This window comes from Chelonobacter oris, from assembly GCF_000772535.1.
In the GTDB taxonomy this organism is placed as follows: domain Bacteria; phylum Pseudomonadota; class Gammaproteobacteria; order Enterobacterales; family Pasteurellaceae; genus Chelonobacter; species Chelonobacter oris.
In genome coordinates this window covers 31,930-47,657 of record NZ_JSUM01000013.1, presented here as the reverse complement: position 1 = coordinate 47,657, position 15,728 = coordinate 31,930, and the positions used below count along the sequence as shown (strand labels likewise).

16 protein-coding genes are annotated in these 15,728 nt (G+C 52.1%); 5 read left to right on the top strand and 11 right to left on the bottom strand.

Features of this window, described 5'->3' with window-relative positions; all coding sequences use genetic code 11:
- Positions 1 to 29 precede the first annotated feature (29 nt).
- From OA57_RS08085 to OA57_RS08070, 4 genes are all read right to left on the bottom strand, one after another.
- The gene (locus OA57_RS08085; RefSeq protein ID WP_034616106.1) at positions 30 to 392 is read right to left on the bottom strand and encodes a hypothetical protein; all 363 of its coding nucleotides are present in this window, start codon (positions 390 to 392) and stop codon (positions 30 to 32) included.
- Between the two features lie 113 nt (positions 393 to 505).
- The gene (locus OA57_RS08080; protein ID WP_034616104.1) at positions 506 to 769 is read right to left on the bottom strand and encodes a hypothetical protein; all 264 of its coding nucleotides are present in this window, start codon (positions 767 to 769) and stop codon (positions 506 to 508) included.
- Positions 770 to 1,037: 268 nt separating this feature from the next.
- The gene (locus tag OA57_RS08075) at positions 1,038 to 1,457 is read right to left on the bottom strand and encodes a cyclophilin-like fold protein (protein WP_235424658.1); all 420 of its coding nucleotides are present in this window, start codon (positions 1,455 to 1,457) and stop codon (positions 1,038 to 1,040) included.
- Positions 1,458 to 1,499: 42 nt separating this feature from the next.
- Positions 1,500 to 2,384: a LysR family transcriptional regulator gene (locus tag OA57_RS08070; protein WP_034616100.1), complete on the bottom strand. Its 885-nt coding sequence runs from the start codon at positions 2,382 to 2,384 to the stop codon at positions 1,500 to 1,502.
- 305 nt (positions 2,385 to 2,689) lie between these two features.
- Between OA57_RS08070 and OA57_RS08060 the strand changes: the two genes are divergently transcribed.
- Positions 2,690 to 3,781, top strand: coding sequence for an alpha/beta hydrolase (locus OA57_RS08060; RefSeq protein WP_084589901.1), 1,092 nt, complete (start codon positions 2,690 to 2,692; stop codon positions 3,779 to 3,781).
- 40 nt (positions 3,782 to 3,821) lie between these two features.
- Positions 3,822 to 4,934 (top strand): cupin domain-containing carboxymuconolactone decarboxylase family protein, encoded by a 1,113-nt coding sequence (locus OA57_RS08055; protein WP_161788343.1) that lies wholly within the window; start codon positions 3,822 to 3,824, stop codon positions 4,932 to 4,934.
- 112 nt (positions 4,935 to 5,046) lie between these two features.
- Here OA57_RS08055 and OA57_RS08050 read toward each other — a convergent pair whose 3' ends face one another.
- A complete protein-coding gene (locus OA57_RS08050) occupies positions 5,047 to 6,216 on the bottom strand; it encodes an MFS transporter (protein ID WP_034616438.1) in 1,170 nt (389 codons plus the stop codon).
- A gap of 113 nt (positions 6,217 to 6,329) precedes the next feature.
- On the opposite strand from OA57_RS08050, the gene OA57_RS08045 reads away from it, so the two are divergent.
- The 3 genes from OA57_RS08045 to OA57_RS08035 all read left to right on the top strand — a co-directional run bounded on the left by OA57_RS08045 (position 6,330) and on the right by OA57_RS08035 (position 9,197).
- Positions 6,330 to 7,259: a LysR family transcriptional regulator gene (locus OA57_RS08045; protein WP_034616092.1), complete on the top strand. Its 930-nt coding sequence runs from the start codon at positions 6,330 to 6,332 to the stop codon at positions 7,257 to 7,259.
- Between the two features lie 363 nt (positions 7,260 to 7,622).
- Positions 7,623 to 8,066, top strand: a complete 444-nt coding sequence (locus tag OA57_RS08040; RefSeq protein ID WP_034616088.1) for a nuclear transport factor 2 family protein — start codon at positions 7,623 to 7,625, stop codon at positions 8,064 to 8,066.
- Positions 8,067 to 8,093: 27 nt separating this feature from the next.
- Positions 8,094 to 9,197, top strand: a complete 1,104-nt coding sequence (locus tag OA57_RS08035; RefSeq protein ID WP_034616085.1) for an alpha/beta hydrolase — start codon at positions 8,094 to 8,096, stop codon at positions 9,195 to 9,197.
- A gap of 47 nt (positions 9,198 to 9,244) precedes the next feature.
- Here the strand turns inward: OA57_RS08035 and OA57_RS08030 are convergent, their stop codons facing one another.
- The 6 genes from OA57_RS08030 to OA57_RS08005 all read right to left on the bottom strand — a co-directional run bounded on the left by OA57_RS08030 (position 9,245) and on the right by OA57_RS08005 (position 15,724).
- Positions 9,245 to 9,679 (bottom strand): very short patch repair endonuclease, encoded by a 435-nt coding sequence (locus tag OA57_RS08030; RefSeq protein ID WP_034616081.1) that lies wholly within the window; start codon positions 9,677 to 9,679, stop codon positions 9,245 to 9,247.
- A gap of 6 nt (positions 9,680 to 9,685) precedes the next feature.
- Complete coding sequence (locus OA57_RS08025; protein WP_034616077.1) at positions 9,686 to 11,350, bottom strand: TIGR02391 family protein; 1,665 nt, start codon at positions 11,348 to 11,350, stop codon at positions 9,686 to 9,688.
- Positions 11,351 to 11,372: 22 nt separating this feature from the next.
- Positions 11,373 to 12,431: a DNA cytosine methyltransferase gene (locus OA57_RS08020; RefSeq protein WP_034616074.1), complete on the bottom strand. Its 1,059-nt coding sequence runs from the start codon at positions 12,429 to 12,431 to the stop codon at positions 11,373 to 11,375.
- 483 nt (positions 12,432 to 12,914) lie between these two features.
- Complete coding sequence (locus OA57_RS08015) at positions 12,915 to 13,355, bottom strand: MarR family winged helix-turn-helix transcriptional regulator (RefSeq protein WP_034616071.1); 441 nt, start codon at positions 13,353 to 13,355, stop codon at positions 12,915 to 12,917.
- A 417-nt stretch (positions 13,356 to 13,772) separates the two neighbouring features.
- The gene (locus OA57_RS08010; protein WP_034616069.1) at positions 13,773 to 14,573 is read right to left on the bottom strand and encodes an SDR family NAD(P)-dependent oxidoreductase; all 801 of its coding nucleotides are present in this window, start codon (positions 14,571 to 14,573) and stop codon (positions 13,773 to 13,775) included.
- 29 nt (positions 14,574 to 14,602) lie between these two features.
- Entirely contained in the window at positions 14,603 to 15,724 is a 1,122-nt protein-coding gene (locus tag OA57_RS08005; protein WP_034616066.1) for an MBL fold metallo-hydrolase, read from the bottom strand.
- Positions 15,725 to 15,728: the final 4 nt, after the last annotated feature.

Genomic DNA, 15,728 nt, shown 5'->3' with positions numbered 1-15,728 from the left:
CTTTCAGACGGCATCAAGATACAGTATATTTAATGGCAGTTTATTTCTGTGAGTTCGCTAATTTTCAATACTATCGGTGTGTTGTATCGTTGATTGATGAGTGTGGCGCTAAACGATTTTTTGAGTTTCAACATAATTAGGCCGTCTTTGACACTTATGGTGTCGACCTGCGTATCAATATCTTCATCATGTTGAAGTTTATAGCTCGCTGTTTTACCAATATTGTTTTTCTTGTCGTGATACTCGATTAATGCTTGCGTGCCGCCGTTTATCGATGCTATTTGATAATAGATAACCACTTTGTACGAATTTGTTTCCTTGGTTTTGAAGTGAATTTTGATTTCTGTATCCAATTCAGCCAACAATTTTTCAGTCTGCTTCACCAATGCCAAATTCTCACCTTGGCTTATATGGCTTAATATTTTGAAAGTTGAAGATTTTATAAAATGGTCTTTTTCAATGTCTTGAAGCGAGTTTAATTTATCCGCATCAATGCCAAATCTATCTATTTGATTCTACTATCAGTATCCCTGTCGGAAACAATGATTTCATGCGCTTGAATGAAGGTTGTGAAGTTGATATAGATATGGTCAAACTCCCCATAAGAGTATTTCAGCTCGTTCAACTTTCTTGCGATGCGTTGCCCGATGTAGGGCGTATCGCCGGTCGGAACGAAAAGTTTGCCTAAATTGTTGGGAAGGCTTTGCCCTTCAATATTCTGATGCGTGCTTTCGTAGTAGCGTATGTCTTTTAAGATTCTGTTTGCCATGGGTATCCGCCTTTAAGATTGTTGATGATTTCGGATTTTGTAATGCCAAAGCGGTAAAGCACAAAAAACCATTCTTCATCATCATGTTGTCGTTAGTTGCTGATTTGACGATACTTATTTAAAAACCTGTATATTTATTACAGCAAATCATAACACGCCAACTTGATAAAATGCGTATCACATATCCGTCTTGGAAGCCCATAGGCCGTCTGAAACCGCACTTTTGATGTGAAACGGTTTTCAGACGGCCTTAGCAGTGCGGTTAGGGTTAATGTGCGGCTTCGATTTTGATATGGCCGGCGTTGAGCAGGGGTTGGTAGTCGCTGTCGAAGCGGCCGAGGTAAATCAGGCCGGCGGCTTCGGGGCCGCGTTGGTAAAACAGCGCCAGGTTGCCCCACGGGGCGTAATAGGTGATGTCGCCGGGGCGGCCGCGGTAGCGGGCGGGGGCGCGGTTGGTGTTGAGTTTGAAGTTGGGGTAGGCAACTTTTTCGGTGGCGGCGTAATCTTTCAGCGGCAGGCTGAGCGGCAGGCGCGCAAACAGGCTTTGGGCGGCGGGGTTGTCGGCGAGGGTGGCGTAGCGCACGTGGTTGTCGAGCGTGATTTTGACTTTCATGTCTTTGGCCTCCGATAGGGGGTGAAGCGCCAATCCGATCAGCGCTAAGGTGATGGCGGCTAAGCGTTTTTTCATGTTCTTCTCCTTTTTTCAGGTCTTTCAGACGGCCTCAAACGGTCAATCGCGCCAACGCAGCGCGTCTACCACGATTTTGAAGATGTTTAAGTGGCCTTTGCGGTTAGGGTAATACAGATAAAGCGGCTCGTAAACGATGGCGTATTCGCCCAAGAGCTCGATCAGGCTGCCGCTGTCGAGGTCGTTTTTTACCGCCATTTCGGGCAGCCAGGCGATGCCCAGCCCGTCGCGCACGGCTTGGTAGCGCAGGTTGTTGTTGGCTGAAAATGGCGCTTGCGGCTGGAAGGCGACGGTTTGGTTGTTAACGCTAAACTCCCACGCCGTCTGTTGATGGTCGGACGAAAAACGCATGCCGATCAGGCGGTGTTGCAGCAAATCGCTGATGTCCGCTACGGCGGGTTTGCCGTGCAAGTAGTCGGGGCTGGCCACTACCACCATTTTGGCGGCGGCGGATATTTGCACCGCAATCATGTCTTGGTGCACGGCATAGCCCAGCCGCACGCCCATATCGAAGCCCTGCCCGACAATGTCGACCCAGCGGTTGTCGACCACTAAATCGATATGCAGCTCAGGATATTGCGCCAGCAGCGGTTTGAGTTTGGGATAGAGAATCAAGTTGGCGGCCAGCTCGCTGGTGTTGATGCGGATGCTGCCGCTGAGGGTGTCTTTGAAATTGCCCAAATTGTCGATGCCGTCTTGAATGGCGGCAAAGTGCGGTTCGGTTTCGCCAAACAACTGCGCGCCGGCGGGGGTGAGCGAAATGCTGCGGGTGGTGCGGTTAAACAGGCGCAGGTTGAGGCGGCCTTCGAGATGGCCGATGGTTTGGCTGAGCGCCGATTTCGACACGCCCAGCCGTTGCGCGGCGGCGGTGAAGCTGCCTGCTCGGGCAACGGTGATAAAGGCGTGAAGCTCGTTGAAATGGCGCATGATGTTCCCCTGTCTTGCGATGCGGCGGGCAAAGATGGCTTTATCGTGAAATGAACAAAAAGTGCGGCGGCGTTGCTTCGCCTTGTATCACTTCTTTCTTCATTCCGCTACATCTTAACCATTTCGGGCGAAATGGCAAAGGGTTTCCGCCGCCGTGGCGCCGACGATCAAGCCAAGTGCGGTTTCAGACGGCCTCAATCATATTGTTTCAAACGGCTAAACAGTTTATTCAGCAAAAGGCGGTTTATCCGAACGATTCAGCCGTTTAAGATAAACACTGATAAACACACAGCCCGGAGCAGACAATGAAAAACCGCATACTCAAACCCGCTTTCTTGGCCATATTAATAGGATTCAGCACCATGAACAGCTATGCCGACACCTCGGCGGACAACACCGCCGCCACCCAAACCGCCCAAGCCAACCCGTTCGGGCTGGTGTATCGCGGCGCAATTACCCGCAACGAAGCGGGCAAAGTCAACATCCATCCGGTGCAATACCACATCAACGGCATTGATATTGCAGCGAATGTCTACACGCCGGCGCAATACGACCCGAATAAACAATACCCCGCCATCGTGGTGGCGCACCCCAACGGCGGCGTGAAAGAGCAAGTGGCGGGGCTGTATGCGCAGAATCTGGCGCAGCAAGGCTACATCGCCATTGCCTTTGACGCCGCTTATCAAGGCGGCAGCGGCGGCAGCCCGCGCTATGTCGACAAACCGCAAAACCGCATTGAAGACATTCGCGCCGCCGCCGACTTTGTCAGCCGATATCCCGGCGCCGACGCCGACCGCCTCGGCCTGCTCGGCATTTGCGGCGGCGGCGGTTATTCGATTAAAGCCGCACAGGCGGATAAACGCTTTAAAGCGGTTGCCACCCTAAGCCTGTTCAACAGCGGCGACGCCCGCCGCAACGGCTTTATGCGTTCGCAAACCGACAGCATTCAAGCGCGTTTGGCACAAGCCGCCGCTGCCCGTGCGCAAGAAGCCGCCGGCGGCGAAGTGCAATACACCCCCTCTTTTGCCGCAGGTATGACCGAAGCGCAAATTGCCGCGCTGCCGTTTGAAATGTATCGTGAAGGCTACGAATATTACGCCCGCAGCCACTTCCACCCCAATTCGCAAACCCATTCCACCCTCAGCAGCCTGGCGGATTTGATGGCATTTGATGCCAACACCCAAGTCGAGCTGATCAACCAGCCATTGTTAATGATGGCGGGCGACAAGGCCGACAGCCTGTATATGACCGAAGAAGTGTTTAAAAACGCCACCGGCACAAACAATAAAGAGCTGTTTCTGATCCCCGGCGCCACCCATATCCAAACCTATTGGAAACCGGAATACGTCAGCCAAATCAGCACCAAGCTCAACGATTTTTACGGCAAAAACCTATAATCCATCAGGAGAGCAAATGAAAAAAGCACTTCACGCCACATTGGGGCTAGGGCTAACACTGGCAGGCAGCGCCTTCGCCGCCGATTTCAAAGGCGCCGCCGAGCTGCAACACCTGCCGCAATCCGCCTTACCATACACCGATGCGCCGAGCGCCTATTTCAGCGGCAAAGCCCGTTTCGCCCGCTATCCCACCGTCGACCAAAGCGCCGACGGCTGGGCGATTGTCGAATTCGACAGCGGCACCATCAACCACTGGCACCGCCACAGCAACGGCCAATACCTGATCATCACCGCAGGCGAAGGGCTGGTGCAAGAATGGGGCAAACCGATTCAAGCCGTGAAAAAAGGCGATGCCGTGTGGTTTCCGCCGGATGTCAAACACTGGCACGGCGCCGCCCCCAACCGCAGCATGGCGCACATCACCATCAGCCCCAATGCCGCCGGCAATCAAACCACCTGGCTGGAAGCCGTCGACCCCGCCACCCTCACCGCCTTCCAAGCCCAAGCAAACCACAGCGTGCAACAAACCACCCCACTGACCGCGCGCCAGCTCGCCATTGTGCCGATTGCCGCCCTCACCGCCGAGGGCAACACCGCCAAACTGAAAACCGCACTTGAAAACGGCTTGGCACAAGGCTTAAGCGTAAACGAAATCCGCGAAATCTTCACCCACCTGCACGCCTACGCCGGCTTTCCCAGAGCCCTGAACGGCCTGACCACCTTTAACAACCTGCTCAAAGAGCGGGCAGACAACGGCATTCAAGACCCGCCGGGCAAACCAAGCCAAGCCGCCACCGAAGCCGACCAGAGCAACAACTACCACAAAGGCATACAAGCATTAACCGACATGGGCAGCCGCGCCGCCGGCAACAGCCTCTTATTCGACAGCGAAGGCATCGATTACGCCCTCAAAGCCAACCTGTTCGGCTACCTGTTCAGCCGCGACACCCTCAGCTATGTCGACCGCGAGCTGGTGGTACTCGCCACCATCGCCTCACTCGGCCCGGGCGTCGAAGCACAACTCGCCTCCCATTTTCGCAACACCCAAAACCTCGGCGTGAGCCAAGCCCAACTGGAACGAATGCTCGACACCTTCGCCGCCCAAGCCAACCCCACCGCCGCCCAACACGCACGCGAGGTGTTGAATCGGTAGTAAGGCAAATAACAATATAGGCTAAAAACGAGACCGTCTGAAACTGCACTTTGTATCAGTGCATTTTCAGACGGCCTTTCCTTAGTCAAGCCTATTGAGCCTTTCCGCCTGCTCAAGCGCGGGTGGGTGTGGGGGTGGTTTTGTGGCGGTGGCCGGCCATCAGTGCGGCGATGGTCAGCAGCAGGGCGCCGGCCCAGGCGGTGTGGATCAGGCTGCTGTGCGCTACGATTTGTCCGCCGAGGGCGGCGCCGAAGGTGATGCCCAGATTGAAGGCGGCGATGTTGAAACCGGAGGCCACTTCAACCGCTTGCGGGGCGTCTTGCTGCGCTTGCTGCACCACCAGCAGTTGCAGCGGCGGCACGGTGGCGAAGCTGGTCAGCCCGAGCAGGATGGTGCTGACGGCGAGGGCGGCGGGGTGGGTTGCGGTGAGGATAAACGACAGCAACACCCACACCTGCGCGGCAAACAAAATTTTCAAGGCCGTGCGTGCGCCGCTGCGGTCGGCCAGCTTGGCGCCGAGAATGTTGCCGCTTGCCACGGCGGTGCCGTAAGCCACCAGCATCAGGCTGACGGCGTTATTGCCGAAGCCGCCCAGCTGTTGCAGTATCGGCGTCAGAAAGGTAAACAACACAAAAGTGCCGCCGTAGCCGATCACGGTCATCGCATACACCTGCCACAGGCGCGGCGAAGTCAGCACCGCCAGCTGCTGCCTGCGGGTGGGCGGGGTGCTTTGCTGCAATTGGCGCGGGATAAACAGCAGACTGCCGGCAAACGCCGCCACGCCCAGTGCCGACACGATTAAAAACGTGGTTTGCCAGCCCAAATGTTGGCCGATAAATGTGCCCAGCGGCACGCCGGTAACCAGCGCCACGGTCAGCCCGGTAAACATCATCGCAATCGCTTGGGCGGCTTTTTCTTTGGCGACCAATTGAGTGGCAATGGTGGCGCCGATCGAGAAAAACACCCCGTGCGCCAGCCCGGTGACCACACGGGCGCTCAGCAAAGTGGCAAAGCCCGTCGCCTGCCAGGCAAGCAGGTTGCCGACCACAAAAACGGCCATCAGCATCAGCAGCACATTTTTGCGCGGCCAGCGGGCGGTGGCGGCGGTCAGCAGCGGCGCGCTGACGGCAACCGACAAGGCATACAGGCTCACCGCCAGCCCGGCGGAAGGCAGGGTAACGCCCAAATCGGCGGCAATGGTGGGCAGCAGCCCGACAATCACAAATTCGGTGGTGCCGATGGCAAACGCACCGAGCATTAATGCAAACAAAGCAAGCGGCATGATTTTTTCCTCTTTGACGGATTCAGATGCAACAGAGGGCATCATGCCGCATTTATCTTTGCGAAAAAACACGGTAATATGCAAATTACTTTTACAAAAACCGCAAAAATAGCATGAAACTGGATTTAGACGCCTTGAATATCTTTGTGCAGATTGTCGACAGCGGCTCGCTCAGCGGCGCAGCGGCACGGCTTGATTTGCCCGTGTCGGCAGTGAGCCGCCAGCTTGCACGGCTGGAGGGCAACCTGCAACTGACGCTGTTGCAACGCAGCACCCGCCGTATGCAGCTCTCCGATGAAGGGCGGCTGCTGTTGGCACAAGCGCGGCGGATACTGGATGAAGTACACCTGACCGAAGAGCGGTTGGCGATGCGGCGCGCCGAAGCCGGCGGCCTGTTGCGGGTGAACACGTCGGTGCCGGTGATGCTGCACGTGCTCGCGCCGCTGCTGCACGAATTCCGCCGCCAATATCCACAGATCGACATCGAGCTCGACAGCAACGACAACCTGATTGACTTAATCGAAGCGCGCACCGATGTCGCCCTGCGCATCGGCCGCCTGCAAGATTCCGCCATGCACGCCCGTCTGCTCGGGCACACCGCCGTCTGCGTGCTGGCTGCGCCCGCCTATCTGGCGCAACACGGCACGCCGCAAACCAGCGCCGATTTGGCACGCCACGCATTGCTCGGCTTCCGCAGCCCCGCCTCGCTCAACCAATGGCCGCTTCTCGACCACAACGGCAGGCTGCTGGAGATCGAACCCGCCATTCGGGCTTCCGGCGGCGAAACCCTGCGCCACCTTGCCCTCGCCGGCAACGGCATCGTCTGCCTTTCCGAGCTGATGACCTGGCAAGACCGCCAAAACGGCACGCTGGTGCCGGTGTTGCCGGCGCAGCAGCAAACCGTTACCCAACCGCTCTACGCCGTGTATTACCGCCACCGCACCTTATCCGCCCGCACCGCCGTGTGGATTGATTTTCTGGCGCAGCAAATCCCCCAAATGCCGTGGTATCGGGCGCAGGCGGCGCAGCCATCGGCAGGCTGAGGCCGTCTGAAAAGCCAAAGTGCGGTTTTTTATCGATACAAGCCGACAAGCGGGCAGGCTGAAAACCATATGCCGCCTGTCCGCTTATGTTTGTGAATGAGGATAAACACAGCCAATCGTTTGCTGATAAGCAGATTGATTAAAACAATCGTTAAAGGCCGTCTGAAAGCCAAAGTGCGGTTTCAGACGGCCTGTTCTTCACGAGAGAATCCTAAGGCAACCATTCAATTCATGAATTTCCCTCATGATTTCTATGAGCATTGCCCCGCTAGTCAAGCCGGCTGTTTCTGCTTATGATAAATCCCATCGACGGCTATGTGACGGGCTGTCAACCGATTGATTTCACGATTAAAGGAAAAGAAAATGACTTTAGAACAACTGATCGAGCGCCAAGCGTTAAAAGATTTGGTAGACACGTTCTCCAACTTGGCTGATGAAAAACGGGTGGCGGAGCAGATGCCGCTGTTTACCGAAGATGCGCAAGTCACCACCTATATCGGCGGCGAATTATTTGCCGATATGCACGGGCGGGGCGAGATTGAAAAAGTGTTTACCGATTTTCTGGCGGGTTTTGAGCGTGTTTACCATTTGAACGGCCAGCACACGGTGACATTTAACAGCAGCGACAGCGCCGATGCGATTAATTATTGTGCGGTGCAATTGGTCGGCGAGCAAGAGGGCAAACAGGTGCTGCACAGCCACAGCGTGCGCTATCAGGACAGCTACCGCAAAATAGACGGCAAGTGGCTGATTTCAAAACGCATTGCCAACTTTATGATCAGCGACAGCCGCGAAATCGGCGCTTAAGCACCGGTGCCGCAAGAGGAACAGCGCATGAAAGCCAAAACATCCGCCTGGCTGCTCGCCGCCTTATCGCTGGCGTTGGCGGGCTGCCAACAGCTTGATCCGCAAGCGATTCATCTCGCCAAACAAGGCAGCTTTACCGTGGGCGGGCGCTACATCACCCACCCCGGCACGTTCAGCCCCGATCATTTCATTTCACCGCAAGGCCAGCGGGCTTATGGCGATTTCGCCTACGTCAGCTACCAAACGCCGGTCAACGCCAAGCCTTATCCGCTGATTTTCCAGCACGGCGGCGCACAATCGAAGCGCACGTGGGAATCTACCGTCGACGGGCGCGACGGCTTCAACACCTTGTTTCTGAAACAAGGCTACAGCGTGTATCTGCTCGACCAGCCCCGCAGCGGCGAAGCCAATCTGTCGACCCAAGCGGTTACGCCCGACACGCCGTGGGCAGCCAACCCGATGTACGGCGACAAAACCCTCTACCTGCTCTCGCGCATCGGGCATTACAACGCCCAAGGCGAAGCTGTGGCCAACGCCCAATTTCCGAGCGGCGAAGCTCATTATCAGGCATTCCAACAAAGCTGGACCATCGGCTCCGGCCCGCTGGACAATGATTTGAACGCCGATGTGCTGGCGCAACTGGTCGAACAAACCGGCGGCGCCGTGCTGGTTACCCACTCCATGGGCGGCACCATCGGCTGGCGTACCGCCTTGCGCAGCGACAACGTTAAAGCCATCATCGCCTATGAACCCGGCGGCACCCCGTTTATCTTCCCCGACAGCGAAATGCCCGCCGTTACCCAAGCCCGCTTCGCCGCCCTCAGCGCCACCGCCCTCGGCGTGCCGATGGCAGAATTTCTGAAACTCACCCGCATGCCGATCGTGCTGTATTACGGCGACTACATCAAGGTCGGCTCCGAGCACGTCGGCGAAGACAAATGGGGCACCGAGCTGGAAATGGCGAAACAATTTGTGGCCGCCATCAACCGCCACGGCGGCGACGCCACCCTCGTCCACCTGCCCGACATCGGCATCAGCGGCAACTCACATTTCCTGATGGGCGAAAAAAACAACCGCCAACTGGTTGCGCTGGCGGCTGCATGGCTGAAAGAAAAAGGGCTGGATCGGTAAGGTTAACGAGTTCATCAGTCAGGCCGTCTGAAACCGCACTTGGATTATCAAAGTGCGGTTTGGGCGGCGTTTCTGATTTCATCGATAAGCCGAAGTAAACGAGCTTCGCGTAACGTCTTATTTTTCAACTCACATTCCCAAATAACGATAACTTTAAATCCTAAATCTTCAAGTGAGTTGCAGCTTCTTACATCCCGTTTTTTATTTTTCGTTATTTTTTCTTGCCAAAATTCACGATTACTACTTGGAAGATTTCCCCTAGGGCAGGTATGCCCGTGCCAAAAACAGCCGTGTACAAATATGACGGTTTTGTATTTAGGCAAAACAATATCGGGAACATCGGTATATCGTTTATCGTTCTTTCGATACCGAAATCCCTTTGAAAATAAAAACGTCCCGACTAATATCTCGGGTTTGGTATTTTTACTTTTAACCTTCGACATGATTTCGGAACGTTTTTTCGGAGAGAAAATATCAGTCATCTCAAATTATTCTAATTCGGAATCATCTAATCTTCTTTGTAAGTGTGAAAGCAATCCTAATGCATCTAGACAATCTTTTTCATTAAAAAGCCCAGAATTCTTTAAATCTTTAATTTCAGAATGTGCTATAGGATTTCTACATCCGCTTATTATTCCCATAGAAAGATACTTCTGTCCCTCTTCTATTGAAGTTAAAGTATCTTCTGAAAATACATTTTGATTTAATTCTTTATATTTCTTTGTAACCTTTAATTTTTTCTTACCATCCCTTGCTATACCAAACACTTCTCCCATCAATCCTTGGTCTTTGGATTGTGTACATCCAGACTTTTTTCGAGTATTAGCAACATATCTTTTGGCACTTTCTGCAAAGGCATTATAATAATCTTCTTTTTCATAATATTTTTGTGATGAGTCCCGGATTTCAGTATGCAATCCTCTCCAGTGATAATAGGGATACTCAGGAACTAAAGTGCGTAAAGCTTTAACCACTTCGACTTGCTCTAATACCGTTAATTCAGAATCTTCGACCTGCCGTAAAATATCCTGAACCGAATTTTTAATATCAATAGGTAATTTACTTTGCCAATCCTGTATGTCAATATTATTTTCGCTTTTCATTCTCTTGTCTTTTTCAGTTTTTCTTTTCTCTCTCCAATCACGTTCGATTACAGAGACAGTTTCGCTTAAGAAACTCCTTAACATTGTGGTAATGGGTTGTTTCCAGTCCAACGAAGTTCTATCCGTAGAAATTAAGTCTTCGTTATCATCGTCAATAAAATCGACGTTTAACCAACCGGTCAGATAAGAATAAAAATGGCTAGATTCGCTGCTTCTGAAGAATTCGGGAGCGTTAACCCTACGCCCATTTGCAAAGAGAGTAATGCCTTTCATATTGTTTTTCAACGGTTTTTCTGTGGTGATGAATTTACCGTTTATTAATCCGGAAGAAGTGTATTTTTCAGCCTTATCCGCTAATGTCCCCGTTTTAATCAATTCTTCATAATTCCATTCAAATTGCGGCGTAATGAATTTATATTTCAAATGATTGTCTATAACTTTTACTTCTCCATCATTTAAACACATTTGAATAATGAAGTTAGAATCAGTGAAGTTGAATAATCTTGCAAGGTGTTCAACGTACTTATCTAAAGGGTAGCCTTGCTTCTTAGTTAATTCCGTAAGCGTTATCGTTGTTCCGTGGGTGACGCCGTCGGAAGAATTGACCTCAGTAATATCGAACGTAGGGCTGTAATCGCCTTCACTGTTTAAAATTTCTTTATAATCTAATGTAAAGGTGACTTTTTCATCGTTTTTTATCGTGGATATTTCAATTTTATTACCCAGTCCGAATAAGGCTAACTTGCCGAGCCCTTTTTTTCCAGTCGGTTTTCTATTTGGACAAGAAATTTGATTTTCTTTACGACGATTACGACCGATTTTCAAATAAAAATCATTGATTTCATCAAAGCTCATACCTATTCCGTCATCCCGTATTACAATTTTATGTTCAGGTTTATCGTAAAGAAGAACTTCAGCTACCGTTGCGCCCGCATCGTAAGCATTCGCCACCAACTCTGCAATAGCAGGGATGGTATGAGAATACATTTTTACGCCGAGATGTTCGATTACAGTCGGCTGAAAACTCATTTTTAATTGCTTATCAGACATTTTAATCTCCGCTTCGTTATTATCATTTTAAACTGTTATTAATAATCGCCTTCCCGATTTGTTCAGCGTATTTAGGCGGTACGGCATTGCCGATTAATCGAGCGATTTTGTCTCTACTGTTCGCCTTGAAAACATAATGTTTCGGAAACGATTGTAAAGTGGCGCCTTCGCGCAAAGACAAGGCTCTGTCCTCTTCCGGATGAACAAAACGGCCGTTAGAAACGCTAAAGAATTTAGTGGTGATGGTCGGAGAGGGCTGATCCCACCACAGACGCCCGAAAGTATCTTTAAAACAGTTGTCTTTGTTGACGAAACATTTCAATTGTAAATCAGGTCGATTCGCAAATGCCAAACGATTACCGCCGTTTTTAGGAATTAGGCGTATTCTTTGCATATTGATATCGGATAATCCGGCGCAACTATGTATATAATCGGTATTATCCTGATGTCCTGCGGTAATTTTAGGGAAACCGTTTTTTTCACCCAATACATCCCTGACGGTCAAAACTTTGTCTTTGGATTCTATTGGTTCCAGTTTATCTTTGCTCACTCTGTTTGCAATTAAAGTAAAACGTTTGCGACTTTGAGGAACATTATAGTATTGTGTGTTATGTATTCCAAAATGGACGGTATAACCCAAAACTTCTAATTTATTAACAAAAACATCCAATCCGCTCTCTTTTCGGCGACTAAAAATGCCCGGTACGTTTTCCACGACGACATAACCGGGAATGAAGTATTCGACGAAACGTTGAAATTCGGATAACAGGCTTTTTGATTGTTCGGATTTCTCTTTACTAGTTCTAATGACACTCCAATATTGACAAGGGCTGCAACCTATTAAAATTAAGTTGTCGTCTTTTCGGGAAAGACCTAGCGAGCGAGCCAATTCACTTTCCTGCAAGGCAAAAACGTCGGCATGAATAAAAGCCGCATCTCGGATGTTCGCTTCGTAAGTTTCTTTACAGGATATTTCATAGTCGATTCCTGCGAGCACGCGAATTCCAGCCTCTTGCAAACCGTAACTCATCCCACCGCCACCACAAAAAAAGTCCAATGCTTTCAAATTTTTATATTTCATCTTTAAAGTTTTTAACCCTTTTAGATAAATTTGGTTTATGTATCATACAAGTGATAGATTTCCAATAGTTTAAAGTGATAGCTTTTCGTTGCATAGCTTTTTTCATTCGATGTGTCCTTTTAATTGAACTTAATGTATCCGTATTCCAAATAAATGACATAGTTAAATCATGCAAATGTGCTGTAAATTCGCAATATCTTAGAAAAAATAAAGCATTAACAAAATATTAGGCGTCAAATCTTACACAAGCTTTCGATCCATACTCAGGTATTTTCTATGGGATTCAAAGTAGACTATGAGGTAGTAGCCGCTCAAAGCAGTTTTTCATCGAGACAGACGTATTTCCATCTTCTTCTCGATGTTTAGGAAGTTGCTCCAAAAAATCTTGTTTGCGGATTGGGCTAGATTTTATGTGAGCCAATAATAACTTATTTTACGGCACTAAAGCCTTAGGGTGTCCTGACAATTCAGAATGCACGCTTTTTACGATGATGCTTGGTTGGGGTCGTGTGCCAGCAGGCGCTTGCTGATGCTGCGCAGCAGGGCGGCTTCTTCCGGGCTGATGGGCACGCATTGTGCCATTTGCTCGGGCACGGCGGCGGCTTGCGATTCCAGTGCGCGGCCCTGTGCGGTGAGCGCGATTTGCACCATGCGTTCATCATATTCGGCGCGCCGGCGCTCAAGCAGCCCTTTTTGCTGCAAACGCTTGAGCAGCGGGGTGAGCGTGCCGCTGTCGAGATGCAGTTTGCCGCCGATTTGGCTGACACTCTGCCCGTCGTGTTCCCACAGCACCATCATCACCAGATATTGCGGATAGGTTAAATCGAGCGCCTCTAAAAACGGGGTGTAGCGGCGGGTGATTTCTTTCGACAGCGCATACAGCGGAAAGCAGAATTGGTTATCCAGTTTTAATTGTTGGTACATTCAGACGGCCTCGATGGCGCAAATAAAGATAAATAGCGGTTTAAAAAAGCCGCGCGGGTTGTTTCATGCCGAATAGAATAGAGAAAAATTAAATTTTTCGCAATCTAGTTTGATGAAATTTATTTTTCAGACGGCGCGGAAATGGCATTGAGGAACAAGCAATGCGGTGGGGCGAAGGGTGGAAAAGCGCCATGCCGGTTGTGATTGAAGCGGCTGAAAGAATATCAGGCCGTCTGAAACCGCACTTTGGTTTTTTCAATCAAACACCCTAATCCATACCGTTTCCCCGCGAATGTGTGTTAATTGGCGGCACGTTATCCAATGCATTGATGTGGAAATGATTTTATCTGTTGCATAAGGCAAAGGCCGTCTGAACCGCACTTTTATTATCCAAAGTGCGGTTCAGACGGCAAGCGGCTATACGCCGCGGCTTAGGGGGGAGCCGGGTTTTGCACGTTCGGCGTGAATACGGGCTTTTTCTTCCTCGCTGCGGGTTTTGTTGTCGTGCCAGGCTTGTTGGGTGGTGCTGTCGCCGCCGACGACGTTGGTGTCGCCGCGCTGCATGGCTTGGTAGCCTTGGCGGGCGACTTGGGCGGGGTCGTTTTTCCAGCTGTTGTCGCCGAAAGCGGTGGTTTGCATGCCGGCGCGGGCGTGGAATTCGGTGGCGGTGGCGCCGGGGTGGAGGTTGGTTACGCTGATGCCGCTGTCTTTCAACTCTTCACGAATGCTGTTGCCGAAGGCGCTTAAAAAGGCTTTCGACGGGCCGTATACGCTTTCATACGGGGTGGGCGTGCTGGCGGAAAGTGAGCTGACCAGCAGAATTTTGCCGCCGCCTGCGGCGATCATCGGCGGAATCAGCGCATGTGCCAGCCGCACCGGCGAGGCCATGTTGAGCGCCATCAGCTGCAAATGTTTTTCCAATGGGTTGTCGATAAAGGCGCCGCCGACGGCGATGCCGGCGTTGAGCACCAACACCCGCACCGTGCGCCCGCTGTGGCGGACGGCATCAAGCACGGCTTGATTGCCGGCTTCGGTCGCCAAGTCGGACTGCACGGAGATGACTTCGCCGCCGTGGCTTTTCAGGCTGTCGGCGGCGGCAAATACGCGTTCGCCGGCGCCGGTGATGATTAAATCATGGCCGTCGGCTGCCAGCAGGCGGGCGATTTCGAGGCCGATGCCGGCGGAGCCGCCGGTAATCAGGGCTAAAGGTTTGCTCATGTGAATCTCCTTATTTTAATGATTAGGGGTTACTGACCGCTTTGCAACAAGGCCGGGTTTTGCCACCAATGGTCGTTTTGGAAGCGGTGCGGCTGGTATTTTTCGCCCATTTTCGGCACGTCTAACGGCAGGCCGGCACGTTGGGCGGCGGCGTTTGTGCGCTTGATCGATTCGTTCCACGGGTTGCGGCCGAGGCTGAATACGCCCCAGTGAATCGGCAGCATGCGCGCGGCGCCGAGATCGAGGGCGGCTTGCACGGCTTGTTCGGGGAACATATGGGTGTTCGGCCAGCCGGGGTTGGCGGCGTCGATTTCGATAAAGGCGAGGTCGAAGCCGGCGTATTTTTTACCGATTTCGGCGAAATGCCGTCCGTAGCCGGAATCGCCGCTCCAAAACAGCCGTTTGCCTGCGCCTTCGATCACAAACGAAGCCCACAGGGTTTTATTGCGGTCGTTGCGCCAGCGGGCGGAATAGTGCAGTGCGGTTTCGGCATGGAAAGTCAGCCCGGCAACGGTGGCGCTGTCGCCCCAGCCCAGCTCGGTGATGTTTTCAGACGGTACGCCCCACGATTGCAAGCGTGCGCCCACACCGAGCGGGGCAACAAAGTGCGGTATCGCACCCGCTGTCGGTTTTGCCAAACGGCGGATGGTGGCGGCTTCGAGGTGGTCGTAATGGTCGTGGGTGATCAGCACGATATCGGCGGCGGGCAAGGCGTTGCGTGTGATCGGCGCCGCTTGGAAGCGCGGCACCACAAACGGCAGGTTGAGCGGTGCGGCATTGTCGAGCACGGGGTCGATAATCAGCCGTTTGCCGTCCAATTCAAGAATGGCGCTGCTGTGGCCGAGCCAGTAATAAGCAAAAGGTTCGGCTTGGGCAAAGCTGCCGCCGTCTAATGCCGCCATCGGCAGCGGCGCGGCGGGGGCATAACCGCTGTAGCGCCGCCAGCCGCCTTTGCCGGCCGCTTTTTCGGGGTAAAACACCAATTCGTCATACAGGTTGTGAAAGCGGCCGTCACGGTAATAATCGAGTGATGCGAAACGGGTTTCATCGGGCAGCGCGCCGATATTGCGGGATAGCTGACAGCCCGCCGCCGCCACGGCAACAGCCAGTGCGGTCAAGGTGTAGAGGCTGTAGCGTTGCCATTTTTTCATCAAA

Coding starts and splice junctions, on each gene's coding strand:
- OA57_RS08035 (WP_034616085.1), top strand. CDS start 8,094: ATGAAAGCCAAAACATCCGCCTGGCTGCTCGCCGCCTTATCGCTGGCG.
- OA57_RS08060 (WP_084589901.1), top strand. CDS start 2,690: ATGAAAAACCGCATACTCAAACCCGCTTTCTTGGCCATATTAATAGGA.
- OA57_RS08050 (WP_034616438.1), bottom strand. CDS start 6,216: ATGCCGCTTGCTTTGTTTGCATTAATGCTCGGTGCGTTTGCCATCGGC.
- OA57_RS08045 (WP_034616092.1), top strand. CDS start 6,330: ATGAAACTGGATTTAGACGCCTTGAATATCTTTGTGCAGATTGTCGAC.
- OA57_RS08010 (WP_034616069.1), bottom strand. CDS start 14,573: ATGAGCAAACCTTTAGCCCTGATTACCGGCGGCTCCGCCGGCATCGGC.
- OA57_RS08075 (WP_235424658.1), bottom strand. CDS start 1,457: ATGAAAAAACGCTTAGCCGCCATCACCTTAGCGCTGATCGGATTGGCG.
- OA57_RS08005 (WP_034616066.1), bottom strand. CDS start 15,724: ATGAAAAAATGGCAACGCTACAGCCTCTACACCTTGACCGCACTGGCT.
- OA57_RS08040 (WP_034616088.1), top strand. CDS start 7,623: ATGACTTTAGAACAACTGATCGAGCGCCAAGCGTTAAAAGATTTGGTA.
- OA57_RS08020 (WP_034616074.1), bottom strand. CDS start 12,431: ATGAAATATAAAAATTTGAAAGCATTGGACTTTTTTTGTGGTGGCGGT.
- OA57_RS08025 (WP_034616077.1), bottom strand. CDS start 11,350: ATGTCTGATAAGCAATTAAAAATGAGTTTTCAGCCGACTGTAATCGAA.
- OA57_RS08080 (WP_034616104.1), bottom strand. CDS start 769: ATGGCAAACAGAATCTTAAAAGACATACGCTACTACGAAAGCACGCAT.
- OA57_RS08015 (WP_034616071.1), bottom strand. CDS start 13,355: ATGTACCAACAATTAAAACTGGATAACCAATTCTGCTTTCCGCTGTAT.
- OA57_RS08030 (WP_034616081.1), bottom strand. CDS start 9,679: ATGACTGATATTTTCTCTCCGAAAAAACGTTCCGAAATCATGTCGAAG.
- OA57_RS08070 (WP_034616100.1), bottom strand. CDS start 2,384: ATGCGCCATTTCAACGAGCTTCACGCCTTTATCACCGTTGCCCGAGCA.